General features: G+C 60.4%; 18 protein-coding genes. 8 read left to right on the forward strand and 10 right to left on the reverse strand.

The annotated features are described in order from the left end of the window. The first annotated feature begins 255 nt into the window (after positions 1-255). Positions 256-882, forward strand: coding sequence for a response regulator transcription factor (locus tag EGM97_RS04675; RefSeq protein ID WP_053147095.1), 627 nt, complete (start codon positions 256-258; stop codon positions 880-882). Positions 883-937: 55 nt separating this feature from the next. Here EGM97_RS04675 and EGM97_RS04680 read toward each other — a convergent pair whose 3' ends face one another. The 8 genes from EGM97_RS04680 to metG all read right to left on the reverse strand — a co-directional run bounded on the left by EGM97_RS04680 (position 938) and on the right by metG (position 7,687). Continuing rightward, positions 938-1,120, reverse strand: coding sequence for a PA3496 family putative envelope integrity protein (locus tag EGM97_RS04680; RefSeq protein ID WP_238961122.1), 183 nt, complete (start codon positions 1,118-1,120; stop codon positions 938-940). A 107-nt stretch (positions 1,121-1,227) separates the two neighbouring features. Then, positions 1,228-1,866 carry an endonuclease III gene (gene nth / locus EGM97_RS04685; RefSeq protein ID WP_238961123.1) on the reverse strand — a complete coding sequence of 213 codons (639 nt, stop codon included), beginning with the start codon at positions 1,864-1,866 and terminating at the stop codon, positions 1,228-1,230. Next, on the reverse strand, positions 1,863-2,387 hold the full coding sequence (locus tag EGM97_RS04690; protein ID WP_238961124.1) for an Rnf-Nqr domain containing protein: 525 nt from the start codon (positions 2,385-2,387) through the stop codon (positions 1,863-1,865). The genes nth and EGM97_RS04690 overlap by 4 nt, the downstream gene beginning before the upstream one ends. Then, positions 2,384-2,986: an RnfABCDGE type electron transport complex subunit G gene (locus EGM97_RS04695; protein WP_238961125.1), complete on the reverse strand. Its 603-nt coding sequence runs from the start codon at positions 2,984-2,986 to the stop codon at positions 2,384-2,386. Before EGM97_RS04695 ends, EGM97_RS04690 begins: the two co-directional genes overlap by 4 nt. Further along, a complete protein-coding gene (locus EGM97_RS04700) occupies positions 2,983-3,969 on the reverse strand; it encodes an RnfABCDGE type electron transport complex subunit D (protein ID WP_238961126.1) in 987 nt (328 codons plus the stop codon). The genes EGM97_RS04695 and EGM97_RS04700 overlap by 4 nt, the downstream gene beginning before the upstream one ends. After that, complete coding sequence (gene rsxB / locus EGM97_RS04705) at positions 3,956-4,951, reverse strand: electron transport complex subunit RsxB (protein WP_238961127.1); 996 nt, start codon at positions 4,949-4,951, stop codon at positions 3,956-3,958. The genes EGM97_RS04700 and rsxB overlap by 14 nt, the downstream gene beginning before the upstream one ends. Then, a complete protein-coding gene (locus EGM97_RS04710; RefSeq protein WP_238961128.1) occupies positions 4,948-5,520 on the reverse strand; it encodes an Rnf-Nqr domain containing protein in 573 nt (190 codons plus the stop codon). The genes rsxB and EGM97_RS04710 overlap by 4 nt, the downstream gene beginning before the upstream one ends. Before the next feature lie 121 nt (positions 5,521-5,641). After that, positions 5,642-7,687, reverse strand: a complete 2,046-nt coding sequence (gene metG, locus EGM97_RS04715; protein ID WP_238961129.1) for a methionine--tRNA ligase — start codon at positions 7,685-7,687, stop codon at positions 5,642-5,644. Positions 7,688-7,867: 180 nt separating this feature from the next. Here metG and apbC point away from each other — a divergent pair, with 180 nt between their 5' ends. Next, entirely contained in the window at positions 7,868-8,962 is a 1,095-nt protein-coding gene (apbC, locus tag EGM97_RS04720; RefSeq protein ID WP_238961130.1) for an iron-sulfur cluster carrier protein ApbC, read from the forward strand. A 125-nt stretch (positions 8,963-9,087) separates the two neighbouring features. Here apbC and EGM97_RS04725 read toward each other — a convergent pair whose 3' ends face one another. Continuing rightward, positions 9,088-9,846 carry an SDR family oxidoreductase gene (locus EGM97_RS04725; RefSeq protein WP_238961131.1) on the reverse strand — a complete coding sequence of 253 codons (759 nt, stop codon included), beginning with the start codon at positions 9,844-9,846 and terminating at the stop codon, positions 9,088-9,090. A gap of 75 nt (positions 9,847-9,921) precedes the next feature. On the opposite strand from EGM97_RS04725, the gene EGM97_RS04730 reads away from it, so the two are divergent. The 4 genes from EGM97_RS04730 to groL all read left to right on the forward strand — a co-directional run bounded on the left by EGM97_RS04730 (position 9,922) and on the right by groL (position 13,428). After that, positions 9,922-10,653, forward strand: a complete 732-nt coding sequence (locus tag EGM97_RS04730) for a HugZ family pyridoxamine 5'-phosphate oxidase (RefSeq protein ID WP_238961132.1) — start codon at positions 9,922-9,924, stop codon at positions 10,651-10,653. 66 nt (positions 10,654-10,719) lie between these two features. Then, complete coding sequence (locus EGM97_RS04735) at positions 10,720-11,196, forward strand: FxsA family protein (protein ID WP_053147117.1); 477 nt, start codon at positions 10,720-10,722, stop codon at positions 11,194-11,196. A 242-nt stretch (positions 11,197-11,438) separates the two neighbouring features. Then, positions 11,439-11,732 (forward strand): co-chaperone GroES, encoded by a 294-nt coding sequence (locus EGM97_RS04740; protein WP_053147119.1) that lies wholly within the window; start codon positions 11,439-11,441, stop codon positions 11,730-11,732. A 49-nt stretch (positions 11,733-11,781) separates the two neighbouring features. Then, the gene (groL, locus tag EGM97_RS04745; RefSeq protein WP_238961133.1) at positions 11,782-13,428 is read left to right on the forward strand and encodes a chaperonin GroEL; all 1,647 of its coding nucleotides are present in this window, start codon (positions 11,782-11,784) and stop codon (positions 13,426-13,428) included. Positions 13,429-13,616: 188 nt separating this feature from the next. On the opposite strand, the gene EGM97_RS04750 is transcribed toward groL, so the two are convergent. After that, positions 13,617-14,360: a phosphatase PAP2 family protein gene (locus EGM97_RS04750; protein WP_238961177.1), complete on the reverse strand. Its 744-nt coding sequence runs from the start codon at positions 14,358-14,360 to the stop codon at positions 13,617-13,619. 199 nt (positions 14,361-14,559) lie between these two features. Between EGM97_RS04750 and colR the strand changes: the two genes are divergently transcribed. Both colR and EGM97_RS04760 read left to right on the forward strand, forming a co-directional pair. Then, complete coding sequence (gene colR, locus EGM97_RS04755) at positions 14,560-15,243, forward strand: two-component system response regulator ColR (RefSeq protein WP_025215158.1); 684 nt, start codon at positions 14,560-14,562, stop codon at positions 15,241-15,243. Further along, the gene (locus EGM97_RS04760; RefSeq protein WP_238961134.1) at positions 15,233-16,510 is read left to right on the forward strand and encodes a sensor histidine kinase; all 1,278 of its coding nucleotides are present in this window, start codon (positions 15,233-15,235) and stop codon (positions 16,508-16,510) included. The genes colR and EGM97_RS04760 overlap by 11 nt, the downstream gene beginning before the upstream one ends. The last annotated feature ends 13 nt before the right edge of the window (positions 16,511-16,523 follow it).

The following is a 16,523-nucleotide window of genomic DNA, read 5'->3' on the forward strand; positions in this document are numbered from 1 at the left end:
TGGTCAGCGGTCAAGCGTGTCGCTGAACCAAAGCTCTGCCGTTCTTGGGGTTGCTTGCGCTGTCGGAAAAGCGATCCTCTCCCGCTGGACAAATTCTTGGCACATTATTTCCAGGCTAATTTGTAGGAATTTTCTGTGTTGCTTGTAGGTTGCGTCTTTCGGTGTGAGCGGTCAGGGGGGGCAGCATGCCAAGGTAGAAATGACTAGGCTATTGTGCGTGCTCTAAAAACTCGAACAGCGAAGTTGGATTTGCCCATGAATAAAGTGCTGATCGTGGATGATCATCCCGTCATTCGTCTTGCTGTACGTTTGCTGATGGAGCGTCATGGATATGAAGTTGTTGCCGAAACGGATAACGGTGTCGATGCCCTTCAACTTGCCCGAGAGCAGTCGCCGGATATCGTTATTCTCGATATTGGCATTCCGAAACTGGATGGACTGGAGGTGATTGCACGGCTGGCCTCCAATCCTTCGCCCCTTAAAGTATTGGTATTGACCTCCCAATCCCCCGGGCATTTTTCGATGCGTTGCATGCAGACGGGCGCGGCTGGTTATGTATGCAAGCAACAGGATCTCACCGAGTTATTGAGTGCAATCAAGGCGGTATTGTCCGGCTATAGTTATTTCCCTAACCAGGCACTGCATACGGTTCGTTCAAGTCTGGGGAATGCCAGCGAGTCGGATATGGTGGACCGTCTGTCCGGGCGGGAAATGATGGTGCTGCAACAACTGGCGCGTGGCAAAACCAATAAGGAAATTGCAGATGGGATGTTCTTGAGCAACAAGACCGTCAGTACTTACAAGACCCGCTTGTTGTTGAAGCTCAATGCCCGTTCGCTGGTCGATCTGATCGAACTGGCGCAACGTAACGGGCTGGTGTGAGGCTTGCGGTGAGGCGTACACGGTAAAAAGCCTCCATCAGGGAGGCTTTTACGTGTCAGAGATCAAAGTCGTAGTCGGCCAATTGCTTTTGCAGGCGACGCTCTTCCAGCAGGTTATCGATGGTGCGGCGTTTGCTCAGGTTGGTCTTGGGGACCTCCACCACCACCGGTTCGATGTCTTCGGCTTCAGCGGCGATGAAATCGTCTTCTACATCCAGTTGTTCTTTACCAGTACTCATGGGTTCGACTCCAGGCTAAGGCTGCCTTTGGCGCTCCTTATATCGATAAACACCCAGCGGGTAAAAAAGATTTTTTCAATCGGCGGATCAATAAAAGTAATAGAGCTTCAATCGTCGGAGGTCTTGTGCTTGTACTCGCATAAGTCCTCGATCCTGCAACTGCCGCAGCGGGGCTTACGCGCCAGGCAGACGTAGCGCCCGTGAAGGATCAGCCAATGATGGGAATCGAGCAGGTACTCCTTGGGCACGAACTTCATCAGTTTCTTTTCCACCTCCACCACGTTTTTTCCGGGGGCCAGGCCGGTCCGGTTGCTGACACGGAAGATATGGGTGTCAACCGCCATGGTCAGCTGATGAAATGCTGTGTTGAGTACCACGTTGGCGGTCTTGCGACCGACACCCGGAAGGGCTTCCAGGGCTTCGCGGGTCTGGGGAACGACGCTGCCATGGCGTTCGATCAGCAGGCGGCAGGTTTCAATCACGTTCTTTGCCTTGCTGTTGAACAGCCCGATGGTCTTGATGTATTCGGACAACCCTTCGACGCCCAAGGCGTAGATCGCCTCCGGGGTATTGGCAACGGGGAACAGCTTGGCGGTGGCCTTGTTGACACCGACATCGGTGGACTGGGCTGACAGAATCACCGCAATCAACAACTCGAACGGCGAAGAGTAGGCCAGTTCGGTTTTCGGTTCCGGGTTGTCTTCGTGAAAACGGCGAAATATTTCCAGGCGCTTTGCGGCATTCATGGGCGCGGCATTTCCTTGGGCGATGGTGGGGATTTCACGGATTCCAGGGCCGCCAGCAGCAAGCCGAGCAGGAGGAACCCGCCTGGGGCCAGTTGGGCCAGTGGCGTGCCGTGGCCGATCAATTCGCGCAGGGCACCCAGGCCGACCATCAACAAGCCGAACAGTCCGGCGAGTCGGGCATGGCCTGGCAAGCGAGACTCGACGAAGACGTGGTCGTGTTCCAGCACCACGCAGCTCAGGGCTATCCAGCCGATGTACAGGCTTGATGGTTGATAGGCCGCCGGCGCCCAAGCCTGTGCGGCAAGGCTTGCGCAAGCGGTGAGGGTGGCGGCCAGCACGACGGAGGCCAGCCGTCGCTGCCAGATCGTCAGACGAGGTCGCAGAGGAGTGATGGCCAAGCCGTGGGCGATGCTGATCAACGTCCATGCCAGCCACAGGCCCAGCGCACTTTTCAACGCATGGCTCGCACCGATCAGGGGAACCAGTAACAGGCCGCGTGCCAGTCGGGATGAGACGGTCATTGTGTAGCCCCTGCGGCCAAGGCAACCTTGTGCTCGTCAAAATAACGCAATGTGTCGTGTACCGCCTGGAGGACAGCCCGGGACGTTACCGTCGCGCCCGCCAATTGGTCGAACTGGCCCTGCTCTTTTTTCAACGCCCAGTCGCTGTCGAGGGTGGACTGCAGCGATCTGCCGTTGAAAGTCCGCAGCCAGGCATTGGGCCAATCGGCAATCGCCGCGCCCAGACCAGGTGTTTCAGACTGATGGAGGGTCTTGACGCCCAGCAACCGACCCGAAGTGTCGATGGCGATCATCAGCTCGAGGGTGCCTTCATAGCCCAACGCCTGAGTGCGAAACAGGATGGCAGAGGGCTGGCCGGAACGGGTCGCAAGGTAGCCGCTCAGCAACGTGCTATGCGCCAGGGGGACGGGCTTCATCAAGACCGCCAATGGTTGATTGTCGTAAAGGTCGGCTGGTAGTACGTCGAGCAAGGTTCTGTTGGCGTTGGCCTGGCGTCGGGCTTCGATGCGCTCGACGGTGCCGATCTGCATGAGGTAGGTAGCCCCGACGCCCAGCACGGTCAACAGGATCAGGATCGTAATACCACGGGAATTGCTCATGTCGCCTGCCGCCTTTGCCGTGCCTCGGCGAAACGCTCCAGCGCCGGCACGCCAAGATTCATCAGCAACACTGCAAAGGCTACGCCGTCGGGGTAGCCTCCCCAAGTGCGGATCAAGTAGACCAGCAGCCCCACGCCCACGCCAAACAGCAGGCGGGCAAGCGGAGCCTTGGCCCCCGAGACGGGTTCGGTCACGATAAAGAACGCACCCAGAAAAGTCGCTCCGGTGAGCAAGTGAAACAGCGGTGAGCCATGGGATTGCGAGCCCGAACCGTTCCAGCACAGCAGGCTGATGATGAACAGGCTGGCCAGCATGCCAACCGGCGCATGCCAGCTGAACACACGTTGCTGCAGTAGAAACAGGCCGCCTGCCAGGAAAGCCAGGTTGACCCATTCGATGCCTTTTCCACCAAAGCGTCCGAACGCCGGGTGGCTGGCGAACAGTTCGTCTATGGTCAGGCTGCTATTGATGCGCAGGCTGTCCAGCGCTGTCGCGCCGGCCCACGCATCGGCTGGTGGATGAATGCCGAAGACCTGTTGCAGGCCTTCGAGCAAACCGACGCCGTAGGGTGTTGGCCATTGGCTCATATGGGAGGGAAACGCCACCAGTACCAGGGCATACCCGAGCATTGCCGGGTTGAACGGATTGGTGCCAACGCCGCCCCACAGGTGTTTGCCGAATAACAGGGCGCAGGTGGCCGCGGTCACGGTCAGCCACCAGGGGCAATACGCCGGCAGGGCCAATGCGAGCAGTGTGGCGCTGACCAGCGCGCTGCCGTCGTTGAGTTCGGGGGTGAGCGGCCGATGTCGCAAGCGCAGGACCAATGCTTCGACGCCCATCGCGGTGAGCCCGGATAACAGCAGATTGAGCGCAACGCCCCAACCGTAAACCCACATCAGTGCCAGTATCCCGGGCAGGGTCGCCAGCAGCACGCGCCTCATTGCTTGCCGCAGCGCATGCTGCGAGGCGTCAGGACCGGGCATGAGCGTCCACCAGGTGTTCGGCGTCCTTCACCGCTTTCTCCAGGACCTCCAGCGCTTGATCCGCGACGGCCGCCGCCCGGGCTTTGCTCAGCTCCGCACGCCGCATCGCCAATTGAATCTTCGCCCGTTTCAACTCCGCATCTGGTGCTGGTGCCACAGGTGGCGCGGCGTTCTCCAGTTGCGCCAGGGCCTGTTCCGCTGCTTCGAATTGGCGTTGCAGCAGGATCAGCTGCGACTGCTGTTCAAAGGTCGGTGGATGACCGAACGCTTTCAGGGACTTGTTCAACTGCGCCCGGCTCATCGCCAGGTCGATCTTGGCTTTTTTCAACGCAGCGTCGGCACTGGCGGCTTTTTGTGCACGCACCCGTTCAAGTGCGGCTTGTACGGGGTCAAGCGTCTGCTCCGCCACCTTTGTCGCGCGCTGGTTACGGGCCAGACGCTCGGCCTGACGCTGTTCTTCTTCGCGACGCAGGCGTGCGTTGCGCTGTTCGAAACGGTGCCTGGCGTGATTGCGCTTGGCGGTTCGCGCCCGCTGTTCTTCGACGCTGAAAGCCAGGCCACCAATGATCGGCAGCACGGTCGCGGCCGGCAGCGGTCGCATCTCGATGCAATCGACCGGACAAGGCGCCACGCAAAGGTCGCAGCCGGTGCATTCATCGATGAGCACGGTGTGCATCAGTTTCGCCGCCCCGACGATGGCATCCACCGGACAGGCCTGGATGCACTTGGTGCAGCCGATGCACTCGGCCTCACGAATGAAGGCGATTTGCGCAGGGGCCGTGCCGCGACTGGTGTCCAGCTCCACCACGGGCACTTTCATCAGTTCGGCCAGGGCCGAGATGGTTTCGGTTCCGCCGGGCGGGCATTTATTGATCGGCTCTCCGGCGGCGATGCCTTCGGCGTAGGGTTTGCAGCCCGGATGGCCGCACTTGCCACATTGGGTCTGTGGCAGCAGGGCGTCGATACGTTGAATCAGGTTCATGTCTTGACCAGCCCGCGCAATCCAAGGAACGCCACCGCCATCAGTCCGGCACCGATCAACTGAATCGGCAGGCCACGCAAGGGCAGGGGAATATCGTTATCGATAGTGCGCTGGCGCAAATCCTCGAACAGGCTCAACACCAGCCAGAAACCCAGCCCGGCGCCCAGGCTCAAAGCCATGGCGTGGAGCAGTCCTTGATCGTCCTGGCTGTTGAGCAGCGCGACGCCCAGTATACCGGCGTTACCAAGCAGCAGCGGCCAAAGGCCCTCGAACGACAGCGCTGGCAACCAGCCGGACAAGAGGCGCAGCAACGGCCCGATCAGCAGCACGCTCAAGGGCAGCCAGACGAACAGGCGCAGGAAGGTGAGGTTGGCCGGTACCAGCAGCCAATGGTCGATGGCATGACCCAGGGTGCCGACCATCAGCATCAGGCAGGTCGACGCCAGGCCCAGGGCATGCACCTGTTTTCTTCCTTCCACCGCCAACAGCGGATCGACGCCCAGCGACCAATGCAACACCAAGTTGTTGATCAAGGCAGTGCCGAGCAGTGTGAGGAAAAGGTCAGACATGGTATGTGAGGAACAAGGAGTCTGTTACAGGTATGAGCATTATCCGGCACGCGACCGGATACGAAAATCCCACAGCCGCCGGCAAGGCGACTGTGGGATCGGTTACAGCGCGCCGTCGCGGTTACTTGATTCGCTGACCCGGCTTGGCGCCGCTGTCGGGGCTCAGCAGGTAGATTTCCTCGCCGCCCGGGCCGGCCGCCATCACCATGCCTTCCGAGACACCGAAGCGCATTTTGCGAGGCTTGAGGTTGGCGATCATCATCGTCAAGCGGCCTTCGAGCTTCGCCGGGTCCGGGTAGGCACTCTTGATGCCGGAGAACACGTTGCGTTGCTCATCGCCGATGTCCAGGGTCAGGCGCAGCAGCTTATCGGCACCCTCGACGGCTTCCGCCTTGACGATCAGGGCGACGCGCAGGTCGACGGCGGCAAAGGTGTCGAAGTCGATTTCCGGCGACAACGGGTCCTTGGCCAGTTCGCCATTGCCGGCGGGAGCGCCGGTGTCGGTCTGGCTGGCGGCCAGGTCTTCCTTGGAGGCGTCGATCATGGCTTGCACCTTGGCGGCGTCGATGCGGGTCATCAACGGTTTGAATTCGTTCAGTTGATGGTTGCTCAGCAGGGCCTGATGATCGTTCCAGGTCAACGGCGCAACGTTCAGGAACGCTTCGGCATCGGCGGCCAGCAGCGGCAGCACCGGCTTGAGGAAGATCACCAACTGGCGGAACAGGTTGATGCCCAGAGCGCAGATGGCCTGGACTTCGTCCTGCTTGCCTTCCTGCTTGGCCAGCGACCACGGGGCCTTGTCGGCGATCCAGGCATTGGCGCGGTCGGCCAGGGCCATGATTTCGCGCATGGCACGGGCAAAGTCGCGGCTCTCGTAGGCATCGGCGATGCTTGGCGCCGCTGCCAGGAAGGCGTCGGTCAGTTCCGGCGCGGCATTACCCGCCACCAGCACACCGGCATTGCCCTTGTGGATGAACCCGGCGCAACGGCTGGCGATGTTGACCACCTTGCCCACCAGGTCGGAGTTGACCTTCTGCACGAAGTCTTCGAGGTTCAGGTCCAGGTCGTCGACGCCACGGCCCAGCTTGGAGGCATAGTAGTAGCGCAGGTATTCCGGCGACAGGTGGTCCAGGTAGGTCCGGGCCTTGATGAAGGTGCCGCGGGACTTGGACATCTTCTGGCCATTGACGGTCAGGTAGCCGTGGACGTTGATGCCGGTCGGCTTGCGGAAACCGGCGCCTTCGAGCATGGCGGGCCAGAACAGCGCATGGAAGTTGACGATGTCCTTGCCGATGAAGTGATACACCTCGGCCGTGGAGTCCTTGCCCCAGAACGCGTCGAAGTCCAGCTCAGGCGTGCGATCGCAAAGGTTCTTGAAGCTCGCCATGTAGCCGATGGGCGCATCCAGCCACACGTAGAAATACTTGCCGGGCTCGCCGGGGATTTCGAAACCGAAGTACGGCGCATCGCGGGAAATGTCCCACTCTTGCAGGCCAGAGTCGAGCCATTCGGCGAGCTTGTTGGCCACCGCGTCGTGCAACGTGCCACTGCGGGTCCAGGTTTGCAGCATCTCCTGGAAATCCGGCAGCTTGAAGAAGAAATGCTGGGAGTCCCTGAGCACCGGGGTGGCGCCGGAAATCGCCGATTTCGGGTCTTTCAGGTCGGTCGGTGCGTAGGTGGCACCGCATTTTTCGCAGTTGTCGCCGTACTGGTCTTCGGTGCCGCATTTCGGGCAGGTGCCCTTGATGAAGCGGTCGGCCAGGAACATGTTCTTTTCCGGGTCGAAATACTGGGTGACCGAACGGGTGGCGATGTGCCCGGCGTCACGCAGCTTCAGGTAGATCTGGCTCGACAGCTCACGGTTTTCTTCGGCGTGAGTGGAGTGAAAGTTGTCGAAGTCCACCAGGAACTCGGCAAAGTCGGCGCTGTGTTCGGCCTGGACGTTGGCGATCAGTTGTTCCGGGGTGATGCCTTCCTTTTCCGCGCGCAGCATGATGGCCGAACCGTGGGCGTCGTCGGCGCAGACATAGATGCACTGGTTGCCGCGATGTTTCTGGAAGCGCGTCCACATATCGGTCTGGATGTATTCCAGCATATGGCCGAGGTGAATCGAACCATTGGCATAGGGCAGGGCGCTGGTGACGAGAATCTTGCGTGGCTCGGACATGGGGCTCGGCTACTTGATGAAACGGAGGTCGGCCACTATAAAGCGCCAGCGGCTTTTTTTCACCCTTTGGGGCGCTCCGGGCCCAGCGGGGATAAATCCCCTCGCCACAAAAGTATTCACATGCGGGTAATCGGGTCTAGGATAGCGGCCTGTTTTCAAGTCCTGTCATCGGAGTTGCCCATGAGCGCCGTCAATCGCGCAACGGTGGAAGCCGTCCTTCGTCAATATACCGACCCCTACCTGAACCAGGATCCGGTCAGTGCCGGATGCGTGCGCGGTATCGATATCCAGGGCGAGCGCGTCAGCGTCCAGCTGGAAATCGGCTACGCCGCCGACCTGTTCAAGAGCGGTTGGGCGCAGATGCTGCAAATGGCGATCGAAGCCCTGGACGGAGTGAGCGCCGCCAAAGTCGAGATCACCAGCGTGATCGCCCCCCACAAGGCCCAGGCGCAGGTCCCCGGCCTGGCAAACGTGAAGAACGTAATCGGCGTGGCGTCGGGCAAGGGCGGCGTGGGCAAGTCCACCACCGCCGCGAACCTGGCCCTGGCCCTGGCCCGCGAGGGCGCGAAGGTCGGGATGCTCGACGCGGACATCTACGGGCCGAGCCAGGGCATCATGTTCGGCATTGCCGAGGGCACCCGGCCTCAGGTCAAGGACCAGAAGTGGTTCGTGCCGATCCGTTCCCATGGCGTGGAAGTCATGTCCATGGCGTTCCTGACCGACGACAACACGCCGATGGTCTGGCGCGGGCCGATGGTGTCCGGCGCCTTGTTGCAATTGGTCACGCAAACTGCCTGGGGCGACCTGGATTACCTGGTGATCGACATGCCGCCCGGCACCGGCGATATTCAACTGACCCTGGCGCAGAAGGTCCCGGTGGCCGGCGCGGTGATCGTCACTACGCCGCAGGACCTGGCGCTGCTGGACGCCCGTAAGGGGGTGGAGATGTTCCGCAAGGTGAACATCCCGGTATTGGGCGTGGTGGAAAACATGGCCGTTCACATCTGCTCGAACTGTGGCCATGCGGAACATCTGTTTGGCGAGGGGGGCGGGGGAAAACTGGCGAACCAGTACGGCGTCGAACTGCTGGCTTCGCTGCCGCTGTCCATGCTGATCCGCGAGCAATCCGACGGCGGCAAGCCGACGGTCATCGCCGAGCCGGAAAGCCAGATCGCCATGGTTTACCAGGAACTGGCCCGCCATGTGGGCGCACGGATCGTCTTGCAGGAAGCCGCCGCGCCAGCGATGCCCAACATCACAATCAGCGACGATTAAACGCTGAACTGCGGCTAATGTGGGAGCGGGCTTGCTCGCGAATGCGGCAGATCAGTCGACTTGATAGTTGAATGACACACCGCTTTCGCGAGCAAGCCCGCTCCCACATTTGGGTTTAGCGATATTCACATACGCAACCCGCCATCCATCTCCAGGATCCGTCCGGTGTAGTAGTCGTTCTCGAAAATATAAGCCGCCGAATGGGCGATCTCCTCGGCCCGGCCCATGCGCTTGAGCGGAATCGCGGAGGTCATTCTCTCCAGGGCCTCGGGTTTCATGCCCAGGGTCATCTCGGTTTCGATGAAGCCCGGTGCGATGCCGGCGACACGGATGCCATAGCGTGCCAGTTCCTTGGCCCAGGTCACGGTGGCGGCGGCCACGCCGGCCTTGGCGGCCGAGTAGTTGGTCTGGCCGATGTTGCCGGCGCGGGAAATGGAGGAGATGTTGATGATGGCACCGCTGTTTTTCAGCTCGACCATCTTCGCGGCCACTTCGCGGGTGCACAGGAACACGCCGGTCAGGTTGACATCGATTACCGCTTGCCACTGGGCCAGGCTCATCTTGGTCATCTCGCCGTCCTTGACCTTGAGCAGCAGGCCGTCGCGCAGAATCCCGGCGTTGTTGATCAAACCGTGGATCGCCCCGAAGTCCTCGGCTACCCGGGCGACCATATCGCTCACTTGTTCTTCATTGGCCACGTTACACAGGTACGCCCGAGCCTCGACGCCCTTGGCGTTGCAAGCGGCGACCGCCTGGTCGAGTTTTTCCTGATTGAGGTCGACCAAGGCGAGCTTCGCGCCCTTGCCGGCGAAATACTCGGCCATGGAGCGGCCCAGACCCTGGCAACCGCCGGTGATAATGATTACTTTGTCGGTGAGTTGCATTCGCATGTCCTGGTGACGGAACGGTTGAGGATGCTTGATCGTTTTTTAGACGGATCTCATCAAAGGAGTCATAAATTGAGCGCTGACGCTGCCAAGCATGCCCGAGAATTACTGCTCAAGGAATACCGTGGGATGCTCTCCACCCATTCCAAGTCCATGCCCGGTTTCCCATTCGGTTCCGTGGTGCCTTACTGCCTGGACGAGCAGGGCCGGCCGCTGATCCTGATCAGCCGTATCGCCCAGCACACCCACAATCTGCAGAAAGATCCCAAGTGTTCGATGCTGGTGGGGGAGCGGGGCGCCGAAGATGTGCAAGCCGTAGGCCGCCTTACTTACCTGGCCGAAGCGCGGAAGCTGGAAGACAGTGACGCCATCGAGGCTGCCGCCGAACGTTATTACCGCTACTTCCCCGAATCCCGGAACTACCACAAGGCCCACGATTTCGATTTCTGGGTGCTTGACCCGGTGCGTCATCGCTATATCGGTGGCTTCGGCGCGATTCACTGGATCGAGCGGATCACCCTGCCGAATCCCTTCGCCGGCAAGGCCGAGGCCAGCATGATCGAGCACATGAACGCCGATCACGCCAAGGCCATCGCCCATTATGTGGAGTTGGCCGACCTGCCCAGGACCGAGCCGGCGCAATTGGTGGGCATCGACAGCGAAGGCATGCACCTGCGCATCGGCCAGGGGTTGTACTGGCTGGCGTTCCAAGAGCCTTGCAACACTCCGACACAAGTACGCGAAGCCTTGGTTTACCTGGCCCACGCCGAACAATGGCCGAAAAATACCGAGGTCGGCGCTTGAATTCACGAAAGGGCGACGTCATTTAGGGTTTCATAGCAAGGCATTCTTGCGTTGAGGAACCCTTTGATGCGCCCTTTTTTGTTGCTCTTTCTGCTGTTTCCGGTGTTGGAGCTGTTCGTATTCGTCAAGGTCAGCGGTGCGATCGGTTTTTTCCCGGCCCTGCTGCTGATCATTCTTGGCTCCATGCTCGGCGTGTTCGTGCTGCGCATCGCCGGTCTCGCCACGGCATTGCGTGCCCGTGAAAGCCTCAGCCGTGGCGAGCTGCCTGCCCAGACCATGCTCGAAGGCCTGATGCTGGCGCTGGGCGGCGGTCTGTTGATCCTGCCAGGCTTTATCAGCGATGTGCTGGGGCTGGTCATGCTGCTGCCGTTCACCCGCCGCTTGCTGGCCAACAAGATGCGCCAGCGTGCAGAAGAGCAGGCCATGCGCCAGCGGGCCTTCGCGGATGATCTCCAGCCTCGTGGCGGCCCGGCCCCGCGAGAGCCGCTTGGCCGAGAGCCCAATGTGATCGAAGGCGAGTTCGAGCACCGGGACTCCAAATGACACCACCGCACGGCACCTTCGGGTGCCGTGTTCGTTTGTGGGGCGGCTGAAGAATTTTTTTCGTCCCGGCCCTTGTAATCCACTTGTGCGCCCTTATGTATCGGTCACCGCAAGGTTACCGGTGGCAACACCGGACAGACTTCCGCGGTTCGACTGACGAACCGCACCCGGCTCTGCCGGCTTTTGTTAAACCCGCCGGGACTACACCGGCCGATGAAAACCAAAATTAGGAGAGATCGACAATGAAGCTTCGTCCTCTGCATGACCGCGTCGTCATCCGTCGCAGCGAAGAAGAGAAGAAAACCGCTGGCGGTATCGTCCTGCCAGGTTCGGCTGCTGAAAAAGCCAACCACGGTGAAGTTCTCGCTGTAGGTCCAGGCAAGGCACTGGAAAACGGTGAAGTACGTGCGCTGGCCGTGAAAGTGGGTGACAAGGTTGTGTTCGGCCCTTACTCCGGCAGCAACACTGTAAAAGTCGACGGCGAAGACCTGCTGGTAATGGGCGAGAGCGAAATCCTCGCTGTTATCGAAGGCTGATTCCCCGCTCAATTTCCCGCTACTACACAGTATTTAAGGAATATCGATCATGGCTGCTAAAGAAGTTAAATTCGGCGATTCCGCCCGTAAGAAAATGCTCACCGGTGTCAACGTCCTGGCTGACGCGGTAAAAGCGACCCTGGGCCCGAAAGGCCGTAACGTGATCATCGAGAAGAGCTTTGGCGCTCCGACCATCACCAAGGACGGCGTTTCCGTAGCCAAGGAAATCGAGCTGGAAGACCGTTTCGAAAACATGGGCGCGCAGCTGGTCAAGGACGTTGCCTCCCGTGCCAACGATGATGCAGGCGACGGCACCACCACCGCGACCGTTCTGGCTCAGTCGATCGTCAACGAAGGCCTGAAGGCCGTTGCTGCCGGCATGAACCCGATGGACCTCAAGCGCGGTATCGACAAAGCGACCATCGCTATCGTCAAGGAACTCAAGGGTCTGTCCAAGCCTTGCGCCGACTCCAAGGCCATCGCCCAGGTAGGCACCATTTCCGCCAACTCCGACAACTCCATCGGTGACATCATTGCCGAAGCCATGGAAAAAGTCGGCAAGGAAGGCGTGATCACCGTTGAAGAAGGCTCGGGCCTGGAAAACGAACTGTCGGTTGTTGAAGGCATGCAGTTCGACCGCGGCTACCTGTCCCCATACTTCGTCAACAAGCCGGACACCATGGTTGCCGAGCTGGAAAGCCCGCTGATCCTGCTGGTCGACAAGAAGATCTCCAACATCCGCGAGATGCTGCCAGTACTGGAAGCCGTTGCCAAAGCCGGCCGCCCACTGCTGATCGTGGCTGAGGACGTCGAAGGCGAAGCCCTGGCGACCCTGGTTGTGAACAACATGCGCGGTATCGTCAAAGTGGCAGCCGTCAAGGCACCAGGCTTCGGCGACCGTCGCAAGGCCATGCTGCAGGACATCGCCGTACTGACCGGCGGTACCGTCATCTCCGAAGAGATCGGCCTGAGCCTGGAAAGCACCACCCTGGAGCACCTGGGTAACGCCAAGCGCGTGACCCTGTCCAAGGAAAACACCATCATCGTCGACGGTGCTGGCGTACAAGGCGACATCGAAGCGCGTATCGCGCAGATCCGTGCCCAGGTTGCCGACACCTCCTCGGACTACGACCGTGAAAAACTGCAAGAGCGTCTGGCCAAGCTGTCCGGCGGCGTTGCAGTGATCAAGGTTGGCGCTGGCTCCGAAGTTGAAATGAAAGAGAAGAAAGCCCGCGTTGAAGACGCCCTGCACGCCACCCGCGCAGCCGTCGAAGAAGGCGTGGTACCTGGCGGTGGCGTAGCGCTGATCCGCGCTCTGGAAGCCCTGACCCAACTCAAAGGCGACAACGCCGATCAGGACGTGGGTATCGCTGTGCTGCGTCGTGCTGTTGAAGCGCCTCTGCGTCAGATCGTTGCCAACTCCGGCGACGAGCCAAGCGTAGTAGTCGACAAGGTCAAGAACGGCCAAGGCAGCTTCGGCTACAACGCCGCGACTGGCGAATACGGCGACATGATCGAAATGGGTATCCTGGACCCAACCAAGGTCACCCGTTCGGCCCTGCAAGCTGCCGCTTCCATCGGCGGTCTGATCCTGACCACCGAAGCCGCTGTGGCTGACGCACCGAAGAAAGAAGGTGCTGCTGGCGGCGGTATGCCAGACATGGGCGGCATGGGTGGCATGGGCGGCATGATGTAAGCCAGCCTTACCCCTGTACTGAAAAACCCCGCCTGCGTAAGCAGGCGGGGTTTTTTATTGGTTTCCAGAGACTGTCGTGGGCGCAAAGGCCAATGACCACTGAAGATCAACTGTGGGCGCGAGCCTGCTCGCGATGGGCCATCAGCTCCAACATCTTTATTGCAGGCCCGCCCACCCCTGAAATGGCCTCAGGCTCTGGCTGGGTCGGGCAGGGCTACGCGGTCGGTCGTGGCGGCCGGTCGATACAGGATGAAGTAGTAACACCCCAGGCAAATCAGCCAGCAGAACACCGCGGTCCACACGTTGTGGGAAAAGAAATGCGCCCCCTGCATCATTCGGCTGAGGGAAAACACCGTTCCCAGGGTGAAGGCGAACACCAGGGCCTGGCGAGCAAGACGCGGGCGTCGGTCGCGCAGGACGAAGAACAGCGCAAACAGGGTGAAGCCGGTCGCGGCATGGCCGCCGGGCCAGCACCGGCCGGGCTTGTCGGTGGTCGGGCGCGAACTCAGCAGTTCGCTGTAGGTTTCCTTGCCGCCAAATTCCTTCAGGCTCCAGGGGCATTGCACCGCTGTCACGGCTTTCATCGGGGTGACGAATGACGTCGCCAGTGCGAGGGACAACACCAGGCAACCCAGTTCCCGCTTGAACGGTTTGAGCCGGGCGACGGAGAAGGAGCCAATGAAGCCGAGGATCGCCAGCACCGAAAAACCAATGACCACTTGTTTGGCCCGGTCGTGCAGGATGTCTTCCAGAAAAAAACTGTGCCGACCGATGAAACCACCGCCGTCCGGGTCGTAGAACAGCCTGGCCAGCGTCATGTCCAATGTCGTCAGTTCCAGCAACACCAGGACCAGCGCAACAACTGCGGGCACGCCCAGGACGATCCGGAAATTCAGTGGCCTGGAAGCGGGACGGACGACGGTGGAGACCATGGCGGTACCTTCGGTGGGAGTTTTCAGCGCGCAGTGTGCGTTACGTTGCATTGGCGAGGTGTGAATGCCGGGTGAAAAACTCGTCAACGTCCGGCGCTCCATCCTGCCAAGGGGGCCGCATGCCTCTAGCCGTGAGTCACACTTGGCCTTAAGCTGCGCGGGCCACGACGCCCGTCTACCGTGAGCAGAGGAGATGCCGATGCGAATTCTATTGGTCGAAGACAACCGCGATATCCTGGCTAACCTGGCCGATTACCTGGGCCTGAAAGGCTACACCGTCGATTGTGCCCAGGACGGTTTATCGGGGTTGCATCTGGCCGCCACTGAACACTACGACTTGATCGTGCTGGACATCATGCTGCCGGGTATCGACGGCTACACCTTGTGCAAGCGCTTGCGCGAAGATGCGCGGCGCGATACTCCGGTGATCATGCTCACTGCCCGGGATCAACTGGATGATCGCTTGCAGGGTTTCAAGTCCGGGGCCGATGATTACCTGATCAAACCTTTCGCCCTGTCGGAGCTGGCGGCACGGATCGAAGCCGTCATGCGTCGGGCCCAGGGCGGTGGTCGGCGCGCCTTGCAGGTCGGCGACCTGAGTTACGATCTCGACACACTCGAAGTGACCCGCGAAGGCAAGCTGCTCAAACTCAACCCGGTCGGCCTGAAGCTGTTGGCCGTGCTGATGCAGAAAAGCCCCCATGTGCTGCGCCGGGAAATCCTCGAAGAGGCGTTGTGGGGCGATGATTGCCCTGACAGCGACAGCCTGCGCAGCCACGTCCATCAGCTACGCCAGGTCATCGATAAACCGTTCGACAAACCGCTGCTGCACACTGTGCACGGCGTCGGTTATCGCCTGGCCGAGGGCAGAGATGGAGTTTAAGCAGAGCCTTGCGCAACGGATCATCATCGCTTTTGCGCTGATGAGCGCATTGGTGGCCGGGGCGTTCGCCATGGGAATCGTGGCGACGGTCCATCTGGTGGAAGAAAAGCTGATATCCGCCGGGCTGGGAGGCGACCTGCAACGTCTGTTACTGATGGACAGCGTGTCGGACTGGAGCCACCGTCCGGAGCCTGACCAGTTGTTCTACTTCAGTGGCGGGCCGGGCGACTTCGAGTTGCCCAAGGACTTGCGCCATCTGGAGCGCGGTTTCCATGAAGTGTTTCGTGAACAATTGTCCTATCACGCCATGGTGGAAATCGTAGACGGTCGGCACTACGTACTGCTGCAGGACCAGAGCGATTTCGAAGAGCGCGAACGGGTGCTGTTCGCCGTGGTGCTGGTGGGCTTCGTGCTCAGCCTGGCGCTGGCGGTGTTCCTGGGCTGGGTCCTGGCTCGTCGGGTGATGGCGCCCGTGGTGCGCCTGGCACGCCAAGTACGTCATCGCGATCAGCTCCTCGGGCTCGCTCCGCCGCTGGCGCCCGATTATGCCGCCGATGAGGTAGGCGAGCTGGCCGTGGCGTTCGATGCCACACTGGGGCGATTGCGCCAGGCGTTGACCCGCGAACGGTTGTTCACCAGTGATGTAAGCCACGAATTGCGTACGCCGTTGATGGTCCTGGCGACCTCCTGCGAGCTGTTGCTGGAAAACCCGGCACTGGATCAACGCGGCCGTACCCAGGTCGAGCGTATCAACCGCGCCAGTGAAGAGATGCGTGAACTGGTGCAGACTTTCCTGATGCTCGCCAGGACTCAACGCGAAGACAGCGGCATGTCCCCTACAATGACATTGGGCCAGGTGGCCGAGAACCTCATCGGACTGTGGCGAACCCCGATCGAATCCAAAGGACTGGAATTGATCTTCGAGCCGGGACAAACCACCGACACGCTGTACAACGCGACATTCCTGACCGCCGTCATGGGCAACTTGCTGCGCAACGCCTTGCACTACACGGACCAGGGGTTCATTCGGCTCACTCTTGGCGTCAGCGGCTTCGTGGTCGAGGACAGTGGTGTCGGTATTCCCGAGGAAAAGCGCGAGGCGATGTTCGAGCCGTTCGTGCGGGGTAACGAAAAGCGCGGCGAAGGGCTTGGGTTGGGGCTGTCGTTGGTGCAGCGGATTTGCGAAAACCAGGGCTGGACGGTGAGCCTCAGCACGATGGAGCCCAACGGCTGCCATTTCGAAGTGGACTTGAATCCCAAGGCGTGAATGCCACAATCGG

The organism is Pseudomonas sp. AF32, assembly GCF_022342325.2.
Classification (GTDB): domain Bacteria; phylum Pseudomonadota; class Gammaproteobacteria; order Pseudomonadales; family Pseudomonadaceae; genus Aquipseudomonas; species Aquipseudomonas uvaldensis.